This is a genomic window from Streptomyces sp. NPDC087215 (assembly GCF_044744885.1).
Taxonomy (GTDB): Bacteria; Actinomycetota; Actinomycetes; order Streptomycetales; family Streptomycetaceae; genus Streptomyces.
The window spans coordinates 558,678-577,539 of record NZ_JBIUZD010000002.1 but is presented as its reverse complement, the minus strand read 5'-3'; the positions used below and the strand labels follow the sequence as shown (position 1 = coordinate 577,539).

Below are 18,862 nucleotides of genomic sequence, written 5' to 3'. Positions count from 1 at the left end.
CCCGGGGGGCGGGGGCGCCCCGGGGGGGGGGGGGCCGCGCCCCCCGGGGGGGGGGCCGGGTGGGCGGCGGGCGGGGGGGGGCCGCCCCCGCCCCCCCGCGGCGGGGGAACCGTCACACCGCCCACCAGGCGGTGGTGTCGGCGGGCAGGACCGCCGTGCCGTCGACGGTCCCGACCTCCTCGTTGGCAAGGAGGAACCGGCCGGGCAGCGGGACGGAGATGGCCCGGCCGGTGGTGTTGGCGGTGCAGACGAAGCCGTCGCGCCGGAAGACGAGGAGCCCCTCGGGGGCGTCCTGCCACTCGACGGCGTCGCCCGCGCCGAGACCGCGCCGCTCCCGCCGCACGGCGAGCGCGGCACGGTAGAGCTCCAGGGTGGAGCCGGGGTCGCCGGTCTGCGCCTCGACGCTCAGCGCGCCCCAGCCCTCGGGCTGCGGCAGCCAGGAGCCGCCCGCGCCGAAGCCGTACGAGCCGCCCGCGACGGTCCACGGGATCGGCACCCGGCAGCCGTCGCGGAAGCCGTCCTGGCCGCTGGCCCGCCAGAAGGAGGGGTCCTGCCGGACCTCGTCGGGCAGGTCGGTGACGTCGGGCAGGCCCAGCTCCTCGCCCTGGTAGACGTAGGCCGAGCCGGGCAGCGCCAGCATCAGCAGGGTCGCCGCGCGGGCCCGGCGCAGGCCCAGCGCGCGGTCGCCCGGCTCGCGCAGCTGGGTGCCGAGGCCCGCCGGGTTGGCGAAGCGGGTGGCGTGCCGGGTGACGTCGTGGTTGGAGAGCACCCAGGTGGTGGGGGCGCCGACCGGGCGCATGGCGTCCAGCGACTCGTCGATGACCCGGCGCAGTTCGGCGGCGTCCCAGTGGGTGCCGAGGTACTGGAAGTTGAAGGCCTGGTGCATCTCGTCGGGGCGCACGTAGTTCGCGGTGCGGTCGACGGTGGGGGTCCACGCCTCGGCGACGAGGACGCGCTCGTCGTCGTACTCGGCGAGGATCGTGCGCCAGGAGCGGTAGATCTCGTGGACGCCGTCCTGGTCGAAGAAGGGCATGACGTCGTTGCCGAGCAGCTTCAGCTGGTCGTGGTCGCCGATGTCGGGCAGCCCGGCGGCCTTGACCAGGCCGTGGGCGACGTCGACGCGGAAGCCGTCGACGCCCATGTCGAGCCAGAAGCGCAGGATGGAGCGGAACTCGTCGCGTACGGCGGGGTGTTCCCAGTTGAAGTCGGGCTGCTCCGGGGCGAAGAGGTGCAGGTACCAGTCGCCGGGGGTGCCGTCCGGGTTCTCGGTGCGGGTCCAGGCCGGGCCGCCGAAGATGGACTCCCAGTCGTTGGGCGGCAGTTCGCCGTCCGCGCCCTGGCCGGGGCGGAAGTGGTAGCGCTCGCGCAGCGGCGATCCGGGGCCCTCGCGCAGGGCCCGCTGGAACCACTCGTGCCGGTCGGACGAGTGGTTGGGGACGAGGTCGACGATGATGCGCAGGCCCAGGTCGTGGGCCTCGCGGATCACGGCGTCGGCGTCGAGGAGCGAGCCGAACATGGGGTCGATGGAACGGTAGTCGGCGACGTCGTAGCCCGCGTCGGCCTGCGGCGAGGCGTAGAACGGGGAGAGCCAGACGGCGTCGACGCCGAGCGCCTTCAGGTACGGCAGCCGACCGCGGACGCCCTCCAGGTCGCCCATGCCGTCGCCGTTGCCGTCGGCGAAGCTGCGCGGGTAGACCTGGTAGATCACCGCGTCTCTCCACCAGCCCGTGTGCGTGCCGGTGGTCGGGGCGTCGGCCGGGGTGGCGAGATGCTGGGTCATGTCTTCCCTGGGGGTAAGGAGGTGCGTACGGAAGGCGTGATCGGGCCGTCAGCCCTTGACGGCACCGGCGGACATGCCGGTGACCAGGTGCCGCTGGGCGAAGAGGAACACCAGGGCGGCGGGGATGGCGATGAGCACGGAGGCCGCGGACATCGGGCCCCACTGGGCGCCGTACTGGTTGACGAACTTCTGCAGTCCGCCGGCCAGGGTGAGGTTCTCGTCGCCGACCATGAAGGCGGAGGCGTAGGCGACCTCGCCCCAGGCGGTGATGAAGGAGTAGAAGGCGGTGACCGCGATGCCGGGCTTGGCGAGCGGCAGGATCAGCCGCCAGAACGTGCCGAACGGGGTGAGGCCGTCGACGTGGCCGGACTCGTCGATCTCGCGCGGGATGCTGTCGAAGAAGCCCTTCATCATCCACGCGCAGAACGGGACGGCGATGGTCAGGTACGTGACGACCAGGCCGACCGGCCGGTTGAGCAGGCCCATCGCCGCCATGATGTTGTAGATCGGCACGATGAGGACGGCGACCGGGAACATCTGGGTGATGAGCAGGGTCCACATCAGACCGCGCTTGCCGGGGAAGCGGAAGCGGCTGACGGCGTATCCCGTGGTGGCGGCGATGAAGACGCCGATGACCGTGGTGAGACCGGCGACGAGGAGCGAGTTGCCGAACCAGGTGAGGAACGGGGTGTCCCGCAGCAGGTTCGTGTAGTTCTCGAACGTCGTCTCCTTGACGAAGTCCGAGGTCGTCGCGTACTTCGCGGGCTTCAGCGAGGTCAGCAGGACCCACAGCACCGGGAAGACGGCGATCACCGAGGCGGTGATCAGGGTGAGGTGCAGTCCGGCCGAGGCCAGCGGCGAACGGCGGCCCCGTACGGGGGTGTTCGCGGCCGGGGCGGTCACGGCCCGAGCGGTGGGGCTCGTGGGGGTGGGGGTCGTGGTGGTCACCAGACTTCTCCCTGCTTGCGGAGGACGCGCCGGTAGATCGCGGCGAAGACCATCAGGAGGATCAGGATCAGGACGCCCCAGGTCGAGGACTGCGCGAAGTCGCGCGGGCTGATCTCGAAGGAGAACTTGTACGCCTGGGTGACGAGGATCTGGGTGGCCTCGCCGGGTCCGCCCCGGGTGAGCAGGAAGATCACCGGGAACATGTTGAAGGTCCAGATGGTGGAGAGCAGGATCACCGTGGTCGACACCGAACTGAGGCCGGGCATCGTGATGTTCCGGAAGCGCTGCCAGGCGTTCGCGCCGTCCATCTCGGCGGCCTCGTACAGCTCGCCGGGGATGGACTGGAGCCCGCCGAGGAGGGCGACCATCATGAAGGGGACGCCGAGCCAGACGTTCACGAGGATGACGGAGAACTTGGCCCAGGTCGGGTCGTTGAGCCACGGGACGCCGTCGATGCCGCCGCCCGTGAGGATCTGGTTGAGCATCCCGCGGCGCTCGTCGTAGAGGAAGCGCCAGGCGAAGACGGAGACGAAGCCGGGGACGGCCCAGGGCAGGATCAGCAGCATCCGGTAGACGGAGCGGCCCGCGATCCTGCGGTTGAGGACGTTGGCGAGGGCCAGGCCCAGGGCGAAGGTGACCGCCACGCAGGAGACGGTCCAGACGACCGTCCAGAGCAGCGTGCCGAGGAACTGGCTCCCGGTGAGCGCGTCGGTGTAGTTGTCCAGACCGACGAACTCGTAGGTGGCCGGGATCTCGTTGACGCCGATCGACCGCGCCACGTTCCGCTCGTTGGCGTCGGTGAACGACAGGTAGACGCCACGGACCAGCGGGTAGCCGATGATCACGCCGAGTACGACCACCACCGGCAGGACCATCGCCCAGGCGTACCAGTAGGTGGAGAAGGAGCGCTTCGCCGCGCGGCGCGGCGTACCAGTTCCGCGGCTCCGGCCGCGGGCGACGCTGTCGCCCGCGGCCTTCGCCACCGACTGGCTGGGAGTGTCCACAGCCATGAGCCGGCCTGCCTTCTTTCTTACTTCCAGTCCTTCAGGAGCTTGCGGTAGGAGTCACCGATCGCCTTGGCACCGGCCTCCGGGGTGGCCTGGCCGGTGAGCACCTTGGTGTACTCGACCTTGACCGGCTCGAAGAGGCTGCCGCCCTCGGGGATCCACGGGCGCTGGACGGCCTTGTCCACGACGGGCTTGAAGAAGGTGATCATCTCGTTGGTCGCGACGTCCGGCTTGATGTAGACGGACTGACGGGTCGGGAGGAGGCTGAGCTCCTTGGCGACCGTGGCCTGGGTCTCGGCCGAGGTCATGTACTCGGCGAAGGCGTAGGAGGCGTCGAGGTTCTTGGAGCCCGCGTAGACGGCGAGGTTGTGGCCGCCCTGCGGGGCGCCCTGACCGGCCGATCCGGCCGGGACCGGGGCGATGCCGAGGTTCGCCTTGTCGGCGAACTCCTTGCCCGCGTAGGTGTCGGCGACGGCCCACGGACCGTTGATCATCATGGCGACCTTGCCGTCCTTGAAGGACGACTGCATGTTGTCCCAGCCGTTGGTCGCGTCGGTGATCGCGGCCTTCGAGTCGACGAGGTCCTTGACGGTCCTGAGCGCCTTCACGCCCTTCTCGTCGTCGATGACGATCTTCTTCTGCTCGGCGTCGACCAGGTCGCCGCCCTCGCCGTACAGGAAGGAGAGGAACCAGTACGGGTCGTCGCCGCGCAGGTACAGACCGGTCTTGCCGGTCTTCTCCTTGATCTTCGCGGAGACGGTCTTGAGCTCGTCGATGGTCTTGGGGACCGCGACGCCCGCGTCCTTGAAGATCTTCTTGTTGTAGAAGATGCCCATGGAGTCGATGACCTGCGGGACGGCGTACGTCTTGCCGTTGTACTTCGTCGAGGCCGCGGCCTGCTCCAGGAAGTCGTCGGCCCCCTTGAGCGCGGGGGTGCCGTCGAGCGGGGCGAGGTAGCCGAGGTCGGCGAACTCGGGGGTCCAGGCGACCTCGGAGCGGATGACGTCGGGGGCGCCGGAGCCGGACTGCGCGGCGTTCTTGAACTTGTTCTGCGCCTCGCCGAACGGGACGTTCACGTACTTGACGGTGACCTTGGGGTACTTCTTCCCGAAGTCCTCGGCGACCTTCTTGAAGACCTTGTCCTCGGAGCCGACCGTGGAGGTGTCCCACCAGGTCACGGTGCCGGAGAGCTCGCCCGACCCCTTGGAGCCGCCGCCGTTCGAACCGCTGTCGCTCCCGCACGCCGCCAGGGTCACGCCGAGGGCCGCGACCAGCGCGGTGGCCGCTATGCCACGCCGCATGTGAACTCCTTCAACTGATCCCGGGAGACGAGGGCCTTGGACCTTCCTCATGCGACCGCTCCCTTGCGGCGCTCCGGGTTGCCAGGAACGTAACAGGGATGAAAACGAGCCGAAAGACCTTGCGGGAATTTTCTGCAAGGACCGGCGATCGTTACATCCACGTGTCCCGAAGGTTGCCGACGCATCGCTTGACAGCAGCTGGGAGGGGGGTTCCGGGTGCGTTCCGGCCACTTGCGCGCGCCTCACGGGCCTCACGGGCACTCCGCAAGAACTGCAAGACCTTGCGGAGTGGCTTGCACCAGCTGTCCAGTGGGCAATACGCGCGGTGACCGGTACAGTCCATCCACATGACCGCGCGGCTCTCCGACATCGCAGCCCAGGCGGGGGTCAGTGAGGCCACAGTCAGCCGCGTGCTCAACGGCAAGCCCGGTGTGGCCACCGGCACCCGCGAATCCGTCCTCGCCGCCCTCGACGTGCTCGGCTACGAGCGTCCCGTCCGGCTGAGGCAGCGCAGCGCGGGGCTCGTCGGCCTCATCACCCCCGAACTCGACAACCCGATCTTCCCCGCGCTCGCGCAGGTCATCGGGCAGGCCCTGACCCGGCAGGGGTACACCCCGGTCCTCGCCACCCAGACCCCCGGCGGGTCCACCGAGGACGAGCTCACCGACATGCTGGTGGAACGGGGCGTCGCCGGGATCATCTTCGTGTCCGGGCTGCACGCGGACACCACCGCCGACATGACCCGCTACGACCAGCTGCGCGGCAAGGGCGTCCCGTACGTCCTGCTCAACGGTTTCTCCCCCAAGGTGCGGGCGCCCTTCGTCTCCCCCGACGACCGGGCCGCGATGCGGCTCGCGGTGACGCATCTGGCGGCGCTCGGCCACACCCGGATCGGGCTCGCCGTGGGGCCCAAGCGCTTCGTGCCGGTGCTCCGCAAGATCGAGGGCTTCCGGCAGGGCATGGCGGAGCGGTTCGGCCTCTCCTCCGACGAGTCCGAGGCACTGATCCAGCACTCCCTGTACACCCTGGAGGGCGGCCAGGCCGCCGCCGGGGCGCTGATCTCCCTGGGCTGCACGGCGGTCGTGTGCGCCAGCGACATGATGGCGCTCGGCGCGATCCGCGCGGCCCGGCAGCAGGGACTCGACGTGCCGAGGGACGTCTCGGTCGTCGGCTTCGACGACTCCCCCCTCATAGCGTTCACCGATCCGCCGCTGACCACCATCCGGCAGCCGGTGCAGGCGATGGGGCAGGCCGCCGTCCGGGCGCTCCTGGAGGAGGTCGGGGGCACCCCGACCCCGCACTCCGAGTTCGTCTTCATGCCCGAACTGGTCGTGCGCGGCTCGACCGCTTCGGCCCCGTCATCCTCCAGGACTCCTTCCTGAGACGGACCCGGGTGCGCCCCGAACCCGTCCGGGGGATGATCGGTCGGGGGGAAGAGATCTGGCAAACTCTCTCCCTATGGGTGAAGCGACCGTGAAGAGTGTGGACGACCGGACGACCCCGTCGCCATCCATGGTGGGCGACGGGCGGCTGGCACGCCTGCGTGCGCGGGTGCCCCGGCGCCCCACGATCTGGTTCGAGATCCTGCTCATCGCGGTGAGCTACTGGGTCTACTCCCTGATCCGCAACGCGGTGCCGGAGCAGAAGGCCCAGGCGCTGAAGAACGCGGACTGGATCTGGCAGGCCGAGGAGTCCCTCGGCCTGGCCTTCGAGCACACCGTCAACCACGCCGTGAACTCGGTGACATGGCTGATCGTGTCGATGAACTACTACTACGCCACCCTGCACTTCATCGTGACGATCGGTGTGCTGGTGTGGCTCTACCGGTGGCAGCCGGGCCGTTACGCGGCGTTCCGCACCGTCCTGTTCGCCACCACCGGTGTGGCCCTGGTCGGTTACTACCTGTACCCGCTCGCGCCGCCCCGGCTCATGAACGGCCAGGACTTCATCGACACCGTCCTGGTCCACCACACCTGGGGCTCGATGGCCTCCGGCAACCTCAAGCAGGTGTCGAACCAGTACGCGGCGATGCCGTCGATGCACATCGGCTGGTCCCTCTGGTGCGGCGTCACGATCTTCCTGCTCGCCAAGGCGCCCTGGGCGAAGATCCTCGGCCTGCTCTACCCGACGGCCACCCTGGTCGTCATCGTCGCCACCGCCAACCACTTCTGGCTGGACGCGGTCGGCGGCATGATCTGCCTGGCCTTCGGCTTCCTCGTCTCCTACTGCTGGTACGGCTCCCGGCCGCACCGCCTGCCCAAGCTGGTGGATCCCCCGGCGGGCCCGGTGGCGCGCGGCGGTCCCGCCCCGGCACGCGCGGACGACGGGGAGGACGCCCTCGGCGCTCCGGAGAAGTCCGGCTCCGCCCCGTCCTCGGTCGGCTCCGGGCGCTGACCCGCGCGGGGACCGGCCCCTGAGGACCGGGCCCGGCGTACGGGGGATCGGGCCGGGCGCCCGAGGACGGGCCCGGCTCCACAGGGACGGCGGGCCACCGTCGCTCGGGGCCGCGGCCCCGAGGGCTACGCCCCGTAGAACAGCTCCTCGACGACGGCCCTCGCCCGGCGGGTGATCCGCCGGTAGTCGTCGACCATCTCCCCCACGTGCCCGGCCTCGTACCCCAGGTAACGGCCCACCGCCGCCAGCTCCCTCGGAGCCGTGGGGAAGGTGTCCCCGGCCCGGCCGCGCACCAGCATCACCGCGTTGCGGACCCGGCTCGCCAGCACCCACGCCTCGTCCAGCGTCGCCGCCTCCTCCGTCGGGATCAGCCCGGCCGCGTGCGCGGCGGCCAGCGCCCGCCGGGTACGGGTCGTCCGCAGCCCCGGCTCCGCCCAGCCGTGCCGCATCTGCAGCAGCTGGACCGTCCACTCGACGTCGCTGAGGCCACCGCGCCCCAGTTTGGCGTGGAGCGTCGGATCGGCGCCGCGCGGCAGCCGCTCCGACTCCATCCGGGCCTTCAGCCGCCGGATCTCGCGGATCGCGTCCTCGCCGAGGCCCTCCGCCGGATAGCGCAGCGGGTCGACCAGCTCGACGAACCGCTCCCCGAGATCCCGGTCACCGGCCATCGGCTCGGCGCGCAGCAGCGCCTGGCTCTCCCAGACCAGCGACCAGCGCCGGTAGTAGGCCTCGTACGACTTCAGGGTGCGGACCAGCGGACCGCTCTTGCCCTCCGGCCTGAGGTCCGCGTCGATCAGCAGCGGCGGATCGGCGGTGGGCAGCTGGAGCAGCCGGCGCATCTCCGCGACCACCCGGTTCGCGGCCCGCGCCGCCTCCTGCTCGTCGACGCCCTCGCGGGGCTCGTGCACGAACAGGACGTCCGCGTCGGAGCCGTACGCCAGCTCGTGCCCGCCGAAGCGGCCCATGCCGATGACCGCGAACCGGGTCGGCAGCTCGTCGCCCCACTCGGCGCGCACGGCGGCCCGCAGCGCGCCCGCGATCGTCGCCGCGTTCAGATCGGTGACGGCCTCGCCCACCCGGTCCACCAGCGCCCCGGGATCGGGCTCCCGGGGGCTCTCCTCCGTGCCGTACGAGCCGATGAGGTCGGCCGCCGCGGTCCGGAACAGCTCCCGCCGCCGCACCCCGCGCGCCGCCGCGACGGCCTGTTCGGCGTCGTCCGCGCGGCCCACCGCCGCCAGGACCTCCTGCTCCAGGTGCTCCCGGCCGCGCGGCGTCAGACCGCCCGGGTCGCCGAGCAGCGCGACCGCCTCGGGGGCGCGCAGCAGCAGGTCGGGGGCGAACCGCCCGGCGGACAGCACCCGGGCCAGGTTCTCGGCGGCGGCGCCCTCGTCCCGGAGCAGCCGCAGGTACCAGGGGGTCTTGCCGAGGGCGTCGGAGACCTTGCGGAAGCCGAGGAGCCCGGAGTCCGGGTCGGCCGAGTCCGCGAACCAGCCCAGCAGCACCGGCAGCAGCGTCCGCTGGATGGCGGCCTTCCTGCTCACCCCGGAGGACAGCGCCTCCAGGTGCCGCAGGGCGGCGGCCGGGTCCGCGTACCCCAGCGCTTCGAGGCGCTGTCCGGCCGCCTTCGGGCTGAGCCGGATCTCGCCGGGGGCGAGCTGGGCGACCGCGTCGAGCAGCGGACGGTAGAAGAGCTTCTCGTGCAGTCGCCGGACGACGGCCGCGTGCCGCTTCCACTCCTTGTTCAGCTCGGCGACCGGGTCGGTGCGCAGGCCCATCGAGCGGCCCAGCCGCCGCAGATCGGCCTCGTCCTCGGGGACGAGGTGGGTGCGGCGCAGCCGGTACAGCTGGATGCGGTGCTCCATGGCCCGCAGGAAGCGGTACGCCTCGTCGAGCTGGGAGGCGTCGGCCCGGCCCACGTACCCGCCCGCGGCGAGGGCGGCCAGCGCGTCGAGGGTGGTGCCGCTGTGCAGGCTCGGGTCGCTGCGGCCGTGCACCAGCTGGAGCATCTGCACGGCGAACTCGACGTCCCGCAGTCCGCCGGGGCCCAGCTTCAGCTCCCGGTCGACCTGGGCGGCCGGGATGTTGTCGACGACCCGGCGGCGCATCCGCTGCACGTCGGTGACGAAGTTCTCCCGCTCGGCGGCGTGCCAGACGAGCGGGGAGACGGCGGCGATGTACTGGGCGCCGAGCTCCGGGTCGCCCGCCACCGGGCGCGCCTTCAGGAGCGCCTGGAACTCCCAGGTCTTCGCCCAGCGCTGGTAGTACGCGAGGTGGGAGGAGAGCGTGCGGACGAGGGGGCCGTTGCGGCCCTCGGGGCGGAGATTGGCGTCGACCGGCCAGATGGTGCCCTCGACGGTGGTCTCCGAGCAGATCCGCATCAGGTGCGCGGCGAGCCGGGTCGCGGCCTGGATCGCCTTGCCCTCGTCGGCGCCCTCGACCGGCTCCCCGACGAAGATCACGTCCACGTCGGAGACGTAGTTCAGCTCATGGCCGCCGCACTTGCCCATCGCGATCACCGCGAGACGGCACTGGGCGGCGTCGGCGGGCGCGGCCGTACGGGCGATGGCGAGGGCCGCGCGCAGGGTCGCCGTCGCCAGGTCGGCCAGCTCGGCGGCGGTCTCCGACACGTCGGTGGTGCCGCACACGTCCCGGGCCGCTATGGCCAGGAGGCAGCGGCGGTAGGCGATCCGCAGGGCCACCGGGTCGTCGGCCGCCGCGAGCTCGTGCTCGAACTCGGGGACCCCCGGGTGCAGGTCGGCCGCCTCGTAGGTGACCAGGGACTCCCAGTCGCGCGGGTGCCGGGTCAGATGGTCGCCGAGCGCCTCGGAGGCGCCGAGCACCCCGAGGAGCCGGTCGCGGAACGGCTTCGCGGAGAGCAGGGTGGCCGTGAAGGTCTGCCGTTCGGTCTCCGGCTGCGCCTCGACCAGCCGGACCAGACCGCGCAGGGCGAGATCGGGGTCGGCGGTGGCACCGAGCGCGTCGAGGAGGACGGAGTCGCCGCGCAGCGCGGACAGCTCGGGCACGTCCAGGAGCCGTTCGGCCCCGGACGGGTCGGTGAACCCGTGCCGCAGCAGCCGTGAGAACGTGCTGCTCCTGCGTCCCGGAACCGTCATTCCGCCGCTCCCTCCGAGCAGGTCCGCCCCGGGGTGGCCCCGGGGTGGAGCGAGCCTATCCGGAGCGGGCCGCCGGAGGGTGCGGGCCGTGGCTTCACAGCGCGTCACGGGGGCGGCTCGGTGCGGCCGGGCAGGCCGAGGACCCGGCCGGGATGCGGGGGGGGTGGCCCCGGGCGCGGCCGGGCCCCGGGGTGCGGGCCCCGGGGTGCGGGCCCCGGGGTGCGGGCCCGGGAGGGGTTCCCGGAGCATCGCGGTCGGGGCTCGGTGTCGGAGCCCGGTGTCGGAGCCCGGGGCTTCGGGGTCGGGGTCGGGTCTTCGCGGTCAGGTCTCCGGGGTCGGGTCTCCCCGTGCGGATGCCCGGCGCTGACACGAATGGGCCTGTGGCGGGCCACGGACGACCCTCACGGCGTGTCACCGAACGGGCCTCAAGGGCAGGGGCCGTGGGGGGCAGGCGGGAGGGGCCCTGGGGCGTCAGGAGCGGGGTGGGCCGCGCCGCACCACCGCCGGGGCACCCGCCCGCACATCACCGGGGCACCCGCCGCACCACCGCCCGGCAGGGCGCGCTTAGCTGGGGAGGACCGCTCCGCACCGCACCACCGCCGGGGCCTGCGGCACATCGAAGGGGTGGGCTTCCCCCGCGCCACGGGCTCGGTCCGGCGGCGGGGTTCGGCACGTCGAGGAGCGGGCCCGTACGGGTCGGGGGTGGGGGTCACCGCGCGTCACGGGTGATGTCCGGCACAAAGGTGGCTTTTCGTGTCGGATGAACCGTATCCCTTGAAAGTTCGTCTTGCTCGGGGCGGAAGTCCCCGTCCGCCGAGCCCGACCGATCCGAAGAACCGGCCCCTCGGCTCCTCACCCCGCCGAACCGCCTCCTGACCGCCCGACCGGCGCCCCCCGTCCGACCCCGGTCCCCGTCGAAAGCGCCATCGACCATGCCCGTACGACTCCGCCGCCGCCTCCGCCTCCCGTCCCGCCGCGCGACCGTGTCCGTCGTCGTGACGGCCGTCGTGGCGGGGGGCGCCTTCGCCGGACTGCTCTCGGTGACGGGCGCGTCGAGGACGCCGTCGGCGCACGCGGCGCCGGAGGCGAAGGGTCCGGGGGTCCGGGCGGCGGGTGTGGAGGCGGGCACGGACGCCGGTCCCGGGCGGCGGACGGGCCCCTGGACGGTGACGCCGGAGCAGCCGGGGAAGGGCGGCACCTCCGTCCTCCAGATCGTGGCGCACCCCGACGACGACCTGTTCTTCATGAACCCGGACATCTCCCAGTCGCTGCGCTCCGGCAACCCGCTGACCTCCGTGTACCTCACCGCGGGCGAGTCCGACGGGGTCAACGCGCGCCCCCGGGACGTCGCCGCGACCACGCCCGACAAGGCGGGCTACGCCGAGGCCCGGCAGAACGGCATCCGGGCCGCGTACGCCGAGATGGCGACCGGCGACCGGACCAGCCCCTGGGACCGGGTCTCGATCCCCACGGCGGGCGGCGCCGCCGCCGAGCTGGACACCCTGCGCGCCCTGCCCCGGATCGGACTGGTGTGGGTGCAGCTCCGCGAGGCCGGTTCGACCAGCGGCGACCGCCCGCACAGCATGAACGGCCTCTGGCACGGCCGGATCGGGACGCTGGAGTCCCAGCGGTCCGCCGGGACGCCGGTCGCGGCGGACTTCGGGTACACGAAGGACCAGGTCGTGGCGACGATCACCGGGCTGCTCGACCGGTTCCGGCCGACCTTCGTCCGGATGCAGGACCCGTCGCCGGGCACGGACCCGAGGACGGGCCGGGCGAAGGACCACCAGGACCATCTGTACGGGGCCCGGTTCGCCCAGGCGGCGCTGGCCCGGTACGCGGAGCTGCCCGGACGTCCGCGCGTCGGCGTGCAGAACTACCTGGGCTACCCCACCAGCGCCCTGCCGCACACCCTCGACCCCGAGACGGCCGGGGCGAAGCTGAAGACCCTCAAGACGTACGCCTGGCTGGACGGCGTCCGGGACTGCGGCACGATCGCGGGCTGCGGGGACCTGAAGGTGGCCGCCCGGCCCGCCGGACGGGGCTGGGCGCAGACCGTGCGCTACGCCCGGGGCACCTCCACCTCCTGGGTGCAGCGCGACGGGAGGGGCGGGCTGAACGCCTTCTCCGTGCTCGACGGGCAGCTCGCGGCCTGGCGGATGCCCGCGCGCGGCGGCTGGCAGGGCCCGGCGCTGCTGCCCGGCGGCGGAATGGACAGCGGGGTCACCTCGGTGGCGCTGCCCGACGGCCGGATCGCGGTCTACGGCACCCGGACGACACAGACCGGGCTCACCGGGACGGGCACCGGCGGCTACCGCCGGGAGGTCGTGACCACCGCGCAGACGTCCCCCGGCGGCCCGTTCGGGCCCTGGCGTCCGCTCGGCACCCCGGAACGGGACGACGCGAGCGGCACCTCGGACATCAGCGCGCCCGCCGTGACCGTGGACGGCGCGGGCCTCGCGACCGTGCTGCTGCGGGACAGCCACCACCGGCTGACCGCGCGCGAGCAGCGCGCGGACGGCGGCTGGGGGCCGTGGGCGGTGCTCGGCGGCACCGACGTGTACGGCGACCCGGTCGCGGCGACGGACGGCGAGGGCCGGAGCTACGTCTTCGCCAGCACCCCCCGCACGGTCCTGGTCTGGGCCCGGCCGGAGCCCGGCGCCCCGCTGAGGGGCCCGGTCAGGACCGGGCTCCCGGCGACGACGCTCGCCCTGAGCGCGGGCCCGGCACCGGACGGCGAGGGCGTACGGCTCTGGTTCCGCAAGCCCTCCTCCGGTGATCTGCGCAGCGCCGACTTCTCGGGCGCGGCCCCGGTCTCCCCGTTCACCGAGCTGCCCGGCGGGGTCGCGGGCTTCGGCCCGGTGAGCGGCGGTGACGGCATCCTCGCCGTCCGGTCGAGGACCGGTTTCCTGGCGACGGCCCCGCACGGCAGGACGGCGTCGGGCCCGGTGTGGACGCTGGAGCGGTTCCTGTTCTCGGGGGCGCCGGACGCGGGCCCGGACGGGGTCGCGGCGATCGGTCTGGACGGCCGGCTGCACTGGACCCCGGCGGGACCGACGAGTACCGCGCCGTAGCCCCCGGGGGCGGGACCTGGGGCGGACCTGGGGCAGGGGCGCCCGGCGGCGCGCGCGGGGGCGCGCGTGGTGGGGTGCGGGCGCGCGTTGCGGCCCGAAGTGCGGGACAGGGCGGTCCTGGGGGATGGTGGTACGGCCCCGGTGTCCACGGCCGCGCCGCGTCCGGCGTACGGCTCCGCCCGGGGCGCAGCCGTACGGGCACAGCCGTCGGCGTCGCTGAGGAGACCCCCCATGAACTGGACCCTGGAAGTCGTCACCGTCCCGGTGACCGACCTGGACCGCGCCAAGAAGTTCTACGCCGAGAAGTGCGGCTTCACCATCGACGTGGACCGGGAGGTGGCACCGGGCCTGCGCGTCATCCAGGCGACCCCGCCGGGCTCGCGCTGCTCCATCTCGATGCAGACCGGGATGCCGAGGATGCCCCGGGCGGCGGAGATGGCCCCGGGCGCGCTGAGCGGCCTCCAGCTCTGCGTCACGGACATCGAGGCGGCACGGGCCGAACTCGCCGACCGGGGCGTCGAGGTGTCCCCCGTGCTGCACGTGGGCGCGACGGGCTGGGAGGAGGGCAGGGGCGACACCTGGAACTCGTTCCTGTCCTTCGAGGACCCGGACGGCAACAGCTGGGTGGTCCAGGAGGTCCCGGCGGAACTGTCGGAGCGTTAGGGAGAGCCCGCAAGGCCCGGCCGTCAGAGCGCCAGGTGGTAGTGGCGCAGTCCGTCGGCCTCCGCGACGCGCAGGAGGCCCGCGGCCTCCATGACCCGGTGCGAGGCCACGTTGTCGAGGTCGGCGTCCCCCTTCACCCCGGAGGCACCGGCCCGGCGGGCCAGGCCGACGAGCCCGCGCAGGGCCTCGGAGGCGTAGCCCCGGCCGCGCGCGCCCGGGACCAGCCCGTATCCGACGGTGACGACGCCCCGCTCGTCGGGCGGCCCGTGGAACCCGATCCCGCCGACGGTCGCCCCGCCGTCCCGGAGCCGTATCGCGTACGGCCGGAACGCGCCCGGGTCGCCGCGCTCGGCGACCCCCCGCAGGAACCCGGTGCACGACCGTACGTCCCCGTCCCCGGGATATCCCTCGGCCCACAGGTCCCCGTCCCCGGCGGCCCGGGTGACGATCCGCCCGGCCTCGGCGACGCTCAGCGGGTCCAGCAGGAGCCGCGCGGTGGTGACGCTCTCGTTCCTCACGGCCGCAGTGTGGACGGCTCCGGGGGCCCGGGGCAACGCGGTTTCCGCGGCCCCCGGGACCCCGGCGGAACCGCTACAGCACCGGCAGGTTCTTGCGGAGTTCGAAGGCGGTGACCTCGCTCCGGTACTCCTCCCACTCCTGCTTCTTGTTGCGGAGGAAGAAGTCGAAGACGTGCTCGCCGAGGGTCTCCGCGACCAGTTCGCTCTTCTCCATCAGGGAGATCGCCTCGCCCAGGTTCTGCGGGAGCGGTTCGATGCCCATCGCCCGGCGCTCCGCGTCGGAGAGGGCCCAGACGTCGTCGTCGGCGCCCGGCGGGAGCTCGTAGCCCTCCTCGATGCCCTTGAGGCCCGCGGCGAGGAGGACCGCGTAGGTCAGGTACGGGTTGGCGCCCGAGTCGATGGAGCGGACCTCCACCCGGGACGAACCGGTCTTGCCCGGCTTGTACATGGGGACGCGGATCAGGGCGGAGCGGTTGTTGTGGCCCCAGCAGATGTACGAGGGGGCCTCGCCGCCCGAGCCCGCCGTGCGGGACGAGCCGCCCCAGATGCGCTTGTACGAGTTCACCCACTGGTTGGTGACGGCGGAGATCTCGCCCGCGTGCCGCAGCAGACCCGCGATGAACGAGCGGCCCACCTTGGAGAGCTGGTACTCGGCGCCCGACTCGTAGAACGCGTTCCGGTCGCCCTCGAAGAGGGACAGGTGGGTGTGCATCCCCGAACCGGGGTAGTCGGAGAACGGCTTGGGCATGAACGTGGCCTGGACGCCCTGCTCCAGCGCGACCTGCTTCATGACCAGGCGGAAGGTCATGATGTTGTCGGCGGTGGAGAGCGCGTCGGCGTAGCGGAGGTCGATCTCCTGCTGCCCGGGGGCGCCCTCGTGGTGGCTGAACTCCACCGAGATGCCCATCGATTCGAGCATCGTGATGGCCTGGCGGCGGAAGTCCATGCCGACGTTCTGCGGGGTGTGGTCGAAGTAGCCCGAGTTGTCGGCCGGGGTGGGCCGGGTGCCGTCGAGGGGCTTGTCCTTGAGGAGGAAGAACTCGATCTCGGGGTGGGTGTAGAAGGTGAAGCCGAGGTCCGAGGTCTTGGCGAGGGCCCGCTTCAGGACGTAGCGCGGGTCCGCGAAGGACGGCGAGCCGTCCGGCATGAGGATGTCGCAGAACATCCGGGCCGTGCCGGGTGCCTCGGCGCGCCAGGGCAGGATCTGGAAGGTGCCCGGGTCCGGCTTGGCGATCATGTCGGACTCGTAGACCCGGGCGAAGCCCTCGATCGCGGAGCCGTCGAAACCGATGCCCTCGTCGAACGCCTGCTCCAGTTCGGCCGGTGCCACGGCGACCGACTTGAGGAAACCGAGCACGTCGGTGAACCACAGACGTACGAAGCGGATGTCGCGCTCTTCGAGCGTACGGAGCACGAATTCCTGCTGCTTGTCCATTTCCACACCCATCCTCGCTGGTCAGGCCGCCTGCTCCCACCGCCTCGGGCAACGTCGGGGGGCACCTGAGCATCCCACCACATGGTTTCGCGCACGTTGCACACCCATAGTGCCCGCTCGGGTGTGACTCAGGTAACGGGAGAACACCCGTGCCCCGGTGCCGTACGCCGTCCCGCCATCGTCCCGCCGGTACCGAGAGGTACCCCGTTCGGCCCACAGAGCGTCCGCGCCCACTACGATCTGCGCACATGGGGGCCCCACGGCTCGAACGCCCGTCCCGGCACGCGCGTCCCGTGGCACTGATGAGTGCCGTGGCGACGCTCCTCGCCGCGCTCTTCTTCTGTCTGGGCGCGGGACCGGGCGCGGAACGCCACCACGGCACCCCCGCCGAACGGGCCTCCCGGGCGGCCACCGCCCCGGCCGGGGCCTTCGCCGGGGTCTCCGCCGCCGAGTACGTCTGTCCGTACGACCGCGGCGGCTGCTCCCTCTTCCCGTCCCTCTCCCCCGCGGTGCTCAGCGCGCCCCCGCTCGATCCCCCGCCGCACGCGGCGGACGGGCCGCCGCGCTCCGCACCGTCGGTGGACGGGGGCCGGGCGGTGCGTTCGGCCGCCCAGCCCCGCGCACCCGACCCGTACGTCCTTCAAGTTCTCCGGACGTGACGGCGGCGGGCTCCCGCCCCGCACGTCCCGCACCGAACTCCACCCCACCCCCGAAGAAGGACGACACCACCATGGCCGCCAACCGCTCCGCCACCGCCGACCGCCGCGCCCGAATAGAGGAGATGCGCCGCGCCGAGCAGGCCCGCGAGCGCCGCAACCGACTGATCACGATCGGCATCTCCGGTGTCGTCGTGCTGGGCCTCGTCGGCTTCGGCACCGTCGTGCTGATGAAGAAGTCCGACGAGCAGGACGCGAAGGACGCCGCCGCGAAGGCGCCGATCGCCGCCGAGAAGTCCTGGGACGCGAAGAAGCTCGGCCGCAACCACGTCGAGACGGCCGTGAAGTACGACATGAAGCCCGCGGTCGGCGGCGACCACCACCCGGTCTGGGCGAACTGCGACGGCGTCGTCTACAAGAAGACGATCGCCGAGGTGAACGCGGTGCACTCCCTGGAGCACGGCGCCGTCTGGGTGACGTACAACAAGAAGGCCTCCCCCGACGACGTGAAGAAGCTGGAGGAGAAGGTCGGCAAGACCAAGTACACGATGATCAGCCCGGTGGACGACCAGGCCGGGGCGCTCATGCTCACCGCGTGGGGCAAGCAGGTCACCGTGGACAACGCGAGCGACCCCCGGATCGACGCCTTCTTCACCAAGTACGTCCAGGGCGCGCAGACCCCCGAGCCCGGGGCCGCCTGCACCGGTGGCGTCGGTGAGGACGGCATGGGCGGCGCCGGGATGGGCCAGTGAGGCTGAACCGCACGCAGGGCGCGGCGGTCACCGCCGTCGCCCTCGCGCTGCTCTTCGCCGGGGGCGCGGTCACCGTCGCCACGGGCGGTGAGGAGGCGCCCCGTACCCCCGTCTCCCTGTCGGCGGACGCCGGGTTCGCCCGGGACATGTCCGTCCACCACCAGCAGGCCGTCGAGATGTCGTTCATCGTCCGGGACCGCACCCGGAACGAGGAGGTGCGCCGTCTCGCGTACGACATCGCCAACACCCAGGCCAACCAGCGGGGCATGATGCTCGGCTGGCTGGATCTGTGGGGGCTGCCCAAGACCGAGTCCGGGACCGAGCCGATGGCCTGGATGGGCATGGGCGCCTCCGGTGACACGGGCCCGCTCGACGGGGCCCTCATGCCGGGGATGGCGACCGACGCGCAGCTGGACGAGCTGCGGAAGGCCGACGGGCGCGAGGCCGAGGTGCTCTACCTGAAGCTGATGACCGAGCACCACAGGGGCGGGGTCCACATGGCCGAGGGCTGCGTCCAGAAGTGCTCGGTGGACGTCGAGCGGAACCTCGCGCAGGGCATGGTCGACGGGCAGCGGTCCGAGATGGCGCTGATGGCGGACATGCTGAGGAAGCGCGGCGCCTGAGGCCCCGCGCCGGTCCGCGTACGACGGGGCCCCCGTGACCACTGCGGTCGCGGGGGCCCCGTCGCGCGCCGAGAATGGGGGTGCTCGGGGACGTACGCCTGACCGCGTCCGACGAAAGGTGTTCCCCCCATGACCACGGCGAAGGACATCATGCACCCCGGGGCCCAGTGGATCCCGGCACACGAGACGCTCGACCGCGCCGCCCAGCTGATGCGGAACCTGGACGTGGGCGCGCTGCCCATCGCCGACGAGAACCAACGCCTCTGCGGCATCCTCACGGACCGGGACATCGTCGTCGGCTGTGTGGCCATGGGGCACGATCCGGCGAAGGTGACCTGCGGGGAGATGGCGAAGGGCACCCCGCGCTGGGTGGAGGCGGACGCGGACGTCGGCGCCGTCCTGGAGGAGATGCAGAGCCATCAGATCCGGCGGCTGCCGGTGATCGAGGAGAAGCGGCTCGTCGGCATGATCAGCGAGGCCGATCTGGCGCAGCACCTGTCGGACGAGCAGATCAAGGGGTTCTGCGCGAGCGTCTACGCGGCTTCCTGACCGGACCGGCGGGATTCCCCTGGTCCGGGTCCGGGTCCGGGTCCGGAGC

At 72.5% G+C, this 18,862-nt stretch carries 15 protein-coding genes; 8 read left to right on the top strand and 7 right to left on the bottom strand.

Annotation, left to right across the window (positions count from 1 at the left end; genetic code table 11):
* Window positions 1–112: 112 nt before the first annotated feature.
* From ACIO92_RS07220 to ACIO92_RS07205, 4 genes are read right to left on the bottom strand one after another with little or no spacing between them, the layout of a single operon-like run.
* Entirely contained in the window at window positions 113–1,780 is a 1,668-nt protein-coding gene (locus tag ACIO92_RS07220; RefSeq protein WP_366441497.1) for a glycoside hydrolase family 13 protein, read from the bottom strand.
* A 48-nt stretch (window positions 1,781–1,828) separates the two neighbouring features.
* Window positions 1,829–2,683: a carbohydrate ABC transporter permease gene (locus ACIO92_RS07215; protein ID WP_351779886.1), complete on the bottom strand. Its 855-nt coding sequence runs from the start codon at window positions 2,681–2,683 to the stop codon at window positions 1,829–1,831.
* Between the two features lie 41 nt (window positions 2,684–2,724).
* Entirely contained in the window at window positions 2,725–3,738 is a 1,014-nt protein-coding gene (locus ACIO92_RS07210; protein ID WP_366441496.1) for a sugar ABC transporter permease, read from the bottom strand.
* A 20-nt stretch (window positions 3,739–3,758) separates the two neighbouring features.
* Entirely contained in the window at window positions 3,759–5,036 is a 1,278-nt protein-coding gene (locus ACIO92_RS07205) for an extracellular solute-binding protein (RefSeq protein ID WP_366441495.1), read from the bottom strand.
* Between the two features lie 347 nt (window positions 5,037–5,383).
* Between ACIO92_RS07205 and ACIO92_RS07200 the strand changes: the two genes are divergently transcribed.
* Both ACIO92_RS07200 and ACIO92_RS07195 read left to right on the top strand, forming a co-directional pair.
* Entirely contained in the window at window positions 5,384–6,418 is a 1,035-nt protein-coding gene (locus ACIO92_RS07200) for a LacI family DNA-binding transcriptional regulator (protein ID WP_402055588.1), read from the top strand.
* A 76-nt stretch (window positions 6,419–6,494) separates the two neighbouring features.
* Window positions 6,495–7,430 carry a phosphatase PAP2 family protein gene (locus ACIO92_RS07195; RefSeq protein WP_366441493.1) on the top strand — a complete coding sequence of 312 codons (936 nt, stop codon included), beginning with the start codon at window positions 6,495–6,497 and terminating at the stop codon, window positions 7,428–7,430.
* 125 nt (window positions 7,431–7,555) lie between these two features.
* Here ACIO92_RS07195 and ACIO92_RS07190 read toward each other — a convergent pair whose 3' ends face one another.
* Window positions 7,556–10,543, bottom strand: a complete 2,988-nt coding sequence (locus ACIO92_RS07190; RefSeq protein ID WP_402279540.1) for a bifunctional [glutamine synthetase] adenylyltransferase/[glutamine synthetase]-adenylyl-L-tyrosine phosphorylase — start codon at window positions 10,541–10,543, stop codon at window positions 7,556–7,558.
* Window positions 10,544–11,475: 932 nt separating this feature from the next.
* Between ACIO92_RS07190 and ACIO92_RS07185 the strand changes: the two genes are divergently transcribed.
* Both ACIO92_RS07185 and ACIO92_RS07180 read left to right on the top strand, forming a co-directional pair.
* Window positions 11,476–13,617 (top strand): PIG-L family deacetylase, encoded by a 2,142-nt coding sequence (locus ACIO92_RS07185; RefSeq protein ID WP_402279543.1) that lies wholly within the window; start codon window positions 11,476–11,478, stop codon window positions 13,615–13,617.
* Between the two features lie 231 nt (window positions 13,618–13,848).
* The gene (locus ACIO92_RS07180; RefSeq protein ID WP_366441490.1) at window positions 13,849–14,280 is read left to right on the top strand and encodes a VOC family protein; all 432 of its coding nucleotides are present in this window, start codon (window positions 13,849–13,851) and stop codon (window positions 14,278–14,280) included.
* A 23-nt stretch (window positions 14,281–14,303) separates the two neighbouring features.
* Here the strand turns inward: ACIO92_RS07180 and ACIO92_RS07175 are convergent, their stop codons facing one another.
* A complete protein-coding gene (locus ACIO92_RS07175; RefSeq protein WP_366441489.1) occupies window positions 14,304–14,798 on the bottom strand; it encodes a GNAT family N-acetyltransferase in 495 nt (164 codons plus the stop codon).
* Window positions 14,799–14,871: 73 nt separating this feature from the next.
* A complete protein-coding gene (locus ACIO92_RS07170; RefSeq protein ID WP_351779696.1) occupies window positions 14,872–16,233 on the bottom strand; it encodes a glutamine synthetase family protein in 1,362 nt (453 codons plus the stop codon).
* A 248-nt stretch (window positions 16,234–16,481) separates the two neighbouring features.
* Between ACIO92_RS07170 and ACIO92_RS07165 the strand changes: the two genes are divergently transcribed.
* The 4 genes from ACIO92_RS07165 (at window position 16,482) to ACIO92_RS07150 (ending at window position 18,813) form a co-directional block, all read left to right on the top strand.
* The gene (locus ACIO92_RS07165) at window positions 16,482–16,892 is read left to right on the top strand and encodes a hypothetical protein (RefSeq protein WP_402279548.1); all 411 of its coding nucleotides are present in this window, start codon (window positions 16,482–16,484) and stop codon (window positions 16,890–16,892) included.
* Between the two features lie 71 nt (window positions 16,893–16,963).
* On the top strand, window positions 16,964–17,641 hold the full coding sequence (locus ACIO92_RS07160) for a DUF3105 domain-containing protein (RefSeq protein ID WP_366441488.1): 678 nt from the start codon (window positions 16,964–16,966) through the stop codon (window positions 17,639–17,641).
* Window positions 17,642–17,643: 2 nt separating this feature from the next.
* Window positions 17,644–18,264, top strand: coding sequence for a DUF305 domain-containing protein (locus tag ACIO92_RS07155; RefSeq protein ID WP_401235952.1), 621 nt, complete (start codon window positions 17,644–17,646; stop codon window positions 18,262–18,264).
* A 129-nt stretch (window positions 18,265–18,393) separates the two neighbouring features.
* Entirely contained in the window at window positions 18,394–18,813 is a 420-nt protein-coding gene (locus tag ACIO92_RS07150; protein ID WP_366441486.1) for a CBS domain-containing protein, read from the top strand.
* Window positions 18,814–18,862: the final 49 nt, after the last annotated feature.

Coding starts and splice junctions, on each gene's coding strand:
- ACIO92_RS07220 (WP_366441497.1), bottom strand. CDS start 1,780: ATGACCCAGCATCTCGCCACCCCGGCCGACGCCCCGACCACCGGCACG.
- ACIO92_RS07195 (WP_366441493.1), top strand. CDS start 6,495: ATGGGTGAAGCGACCGTGAAGAGTGTGGACGACCGGACGACCCCGTCG.
- ACIO92_RS07165 (WP_402279548.1), top strand. CDS start 16,482: ATGGGGGCCCCACGGCTCGAACGCCCGTCCCGGCACGCGCGTCCCGTG.
- ACIO92_RS07150 (WP_366441486.1), top strand. CDS start 18,394: ATGACCACGGCGAAGGACATCATGCACCCCGGGGCCCAGTGGATCCCG.
- ACIO92_RS07200 (WP_402055588.1), top strand. CDS start 5,384: ATGACCGCGCGGCTCTCCGACATCGCAGCCCAGGCGGGGGTCAGTGAG.
- ACIO92_RS07180 (WP_366441490.1), top strand. CDS start 13,849: ATGAACTGGACCCTGGAAGTCGTCACCGTCCCGGTGACCGACCTGGAC.
- ACIO92_RS07160 (WP_366441488.1), top strand. CDS start 16,964: ATGGCCGCCAACCGCTCCGCCACCGCCGACCGCCGCGCCCGAATAGAG.
- ACIO92_RS07185 (WP_402279543.1), top strand. CDS start 11,476: ATGCCCGTACGACTCCGCCGCCGCCTCCGCCTCCCGTCCCGCCGCGCG.
- ACIO92_RS07210 (WP_366441496.1), bottom strand. CDS start 3,738: ATGGCTGTGGACACTCCCAGCCAGTCGGTGGCGAAGGCCGCGGGCGAC.
- ACIO92_RS07205 (WP_366441495.1), bottom strand. CDS start 5,036: ATGCGGCGTGGCATAGCGGCCACCGCGCTGGTCGCGGCCCTCGGCGTG.
- ACIO92_RS07190 (WP_402279540.1), bottom strand. CDS start 10,543: ATGACGGTTCCGGGACGCAGGAGCAGCACGTTCTCACGGCTGCTGCGG.
- ACIO92_RS07170 (WP_351779696.1), bottom strand. CDS start 16,233: ATGGACAAGCAGCAGGAATTCGTGCTCCGTACGCTCGAAGAGCGCGAC.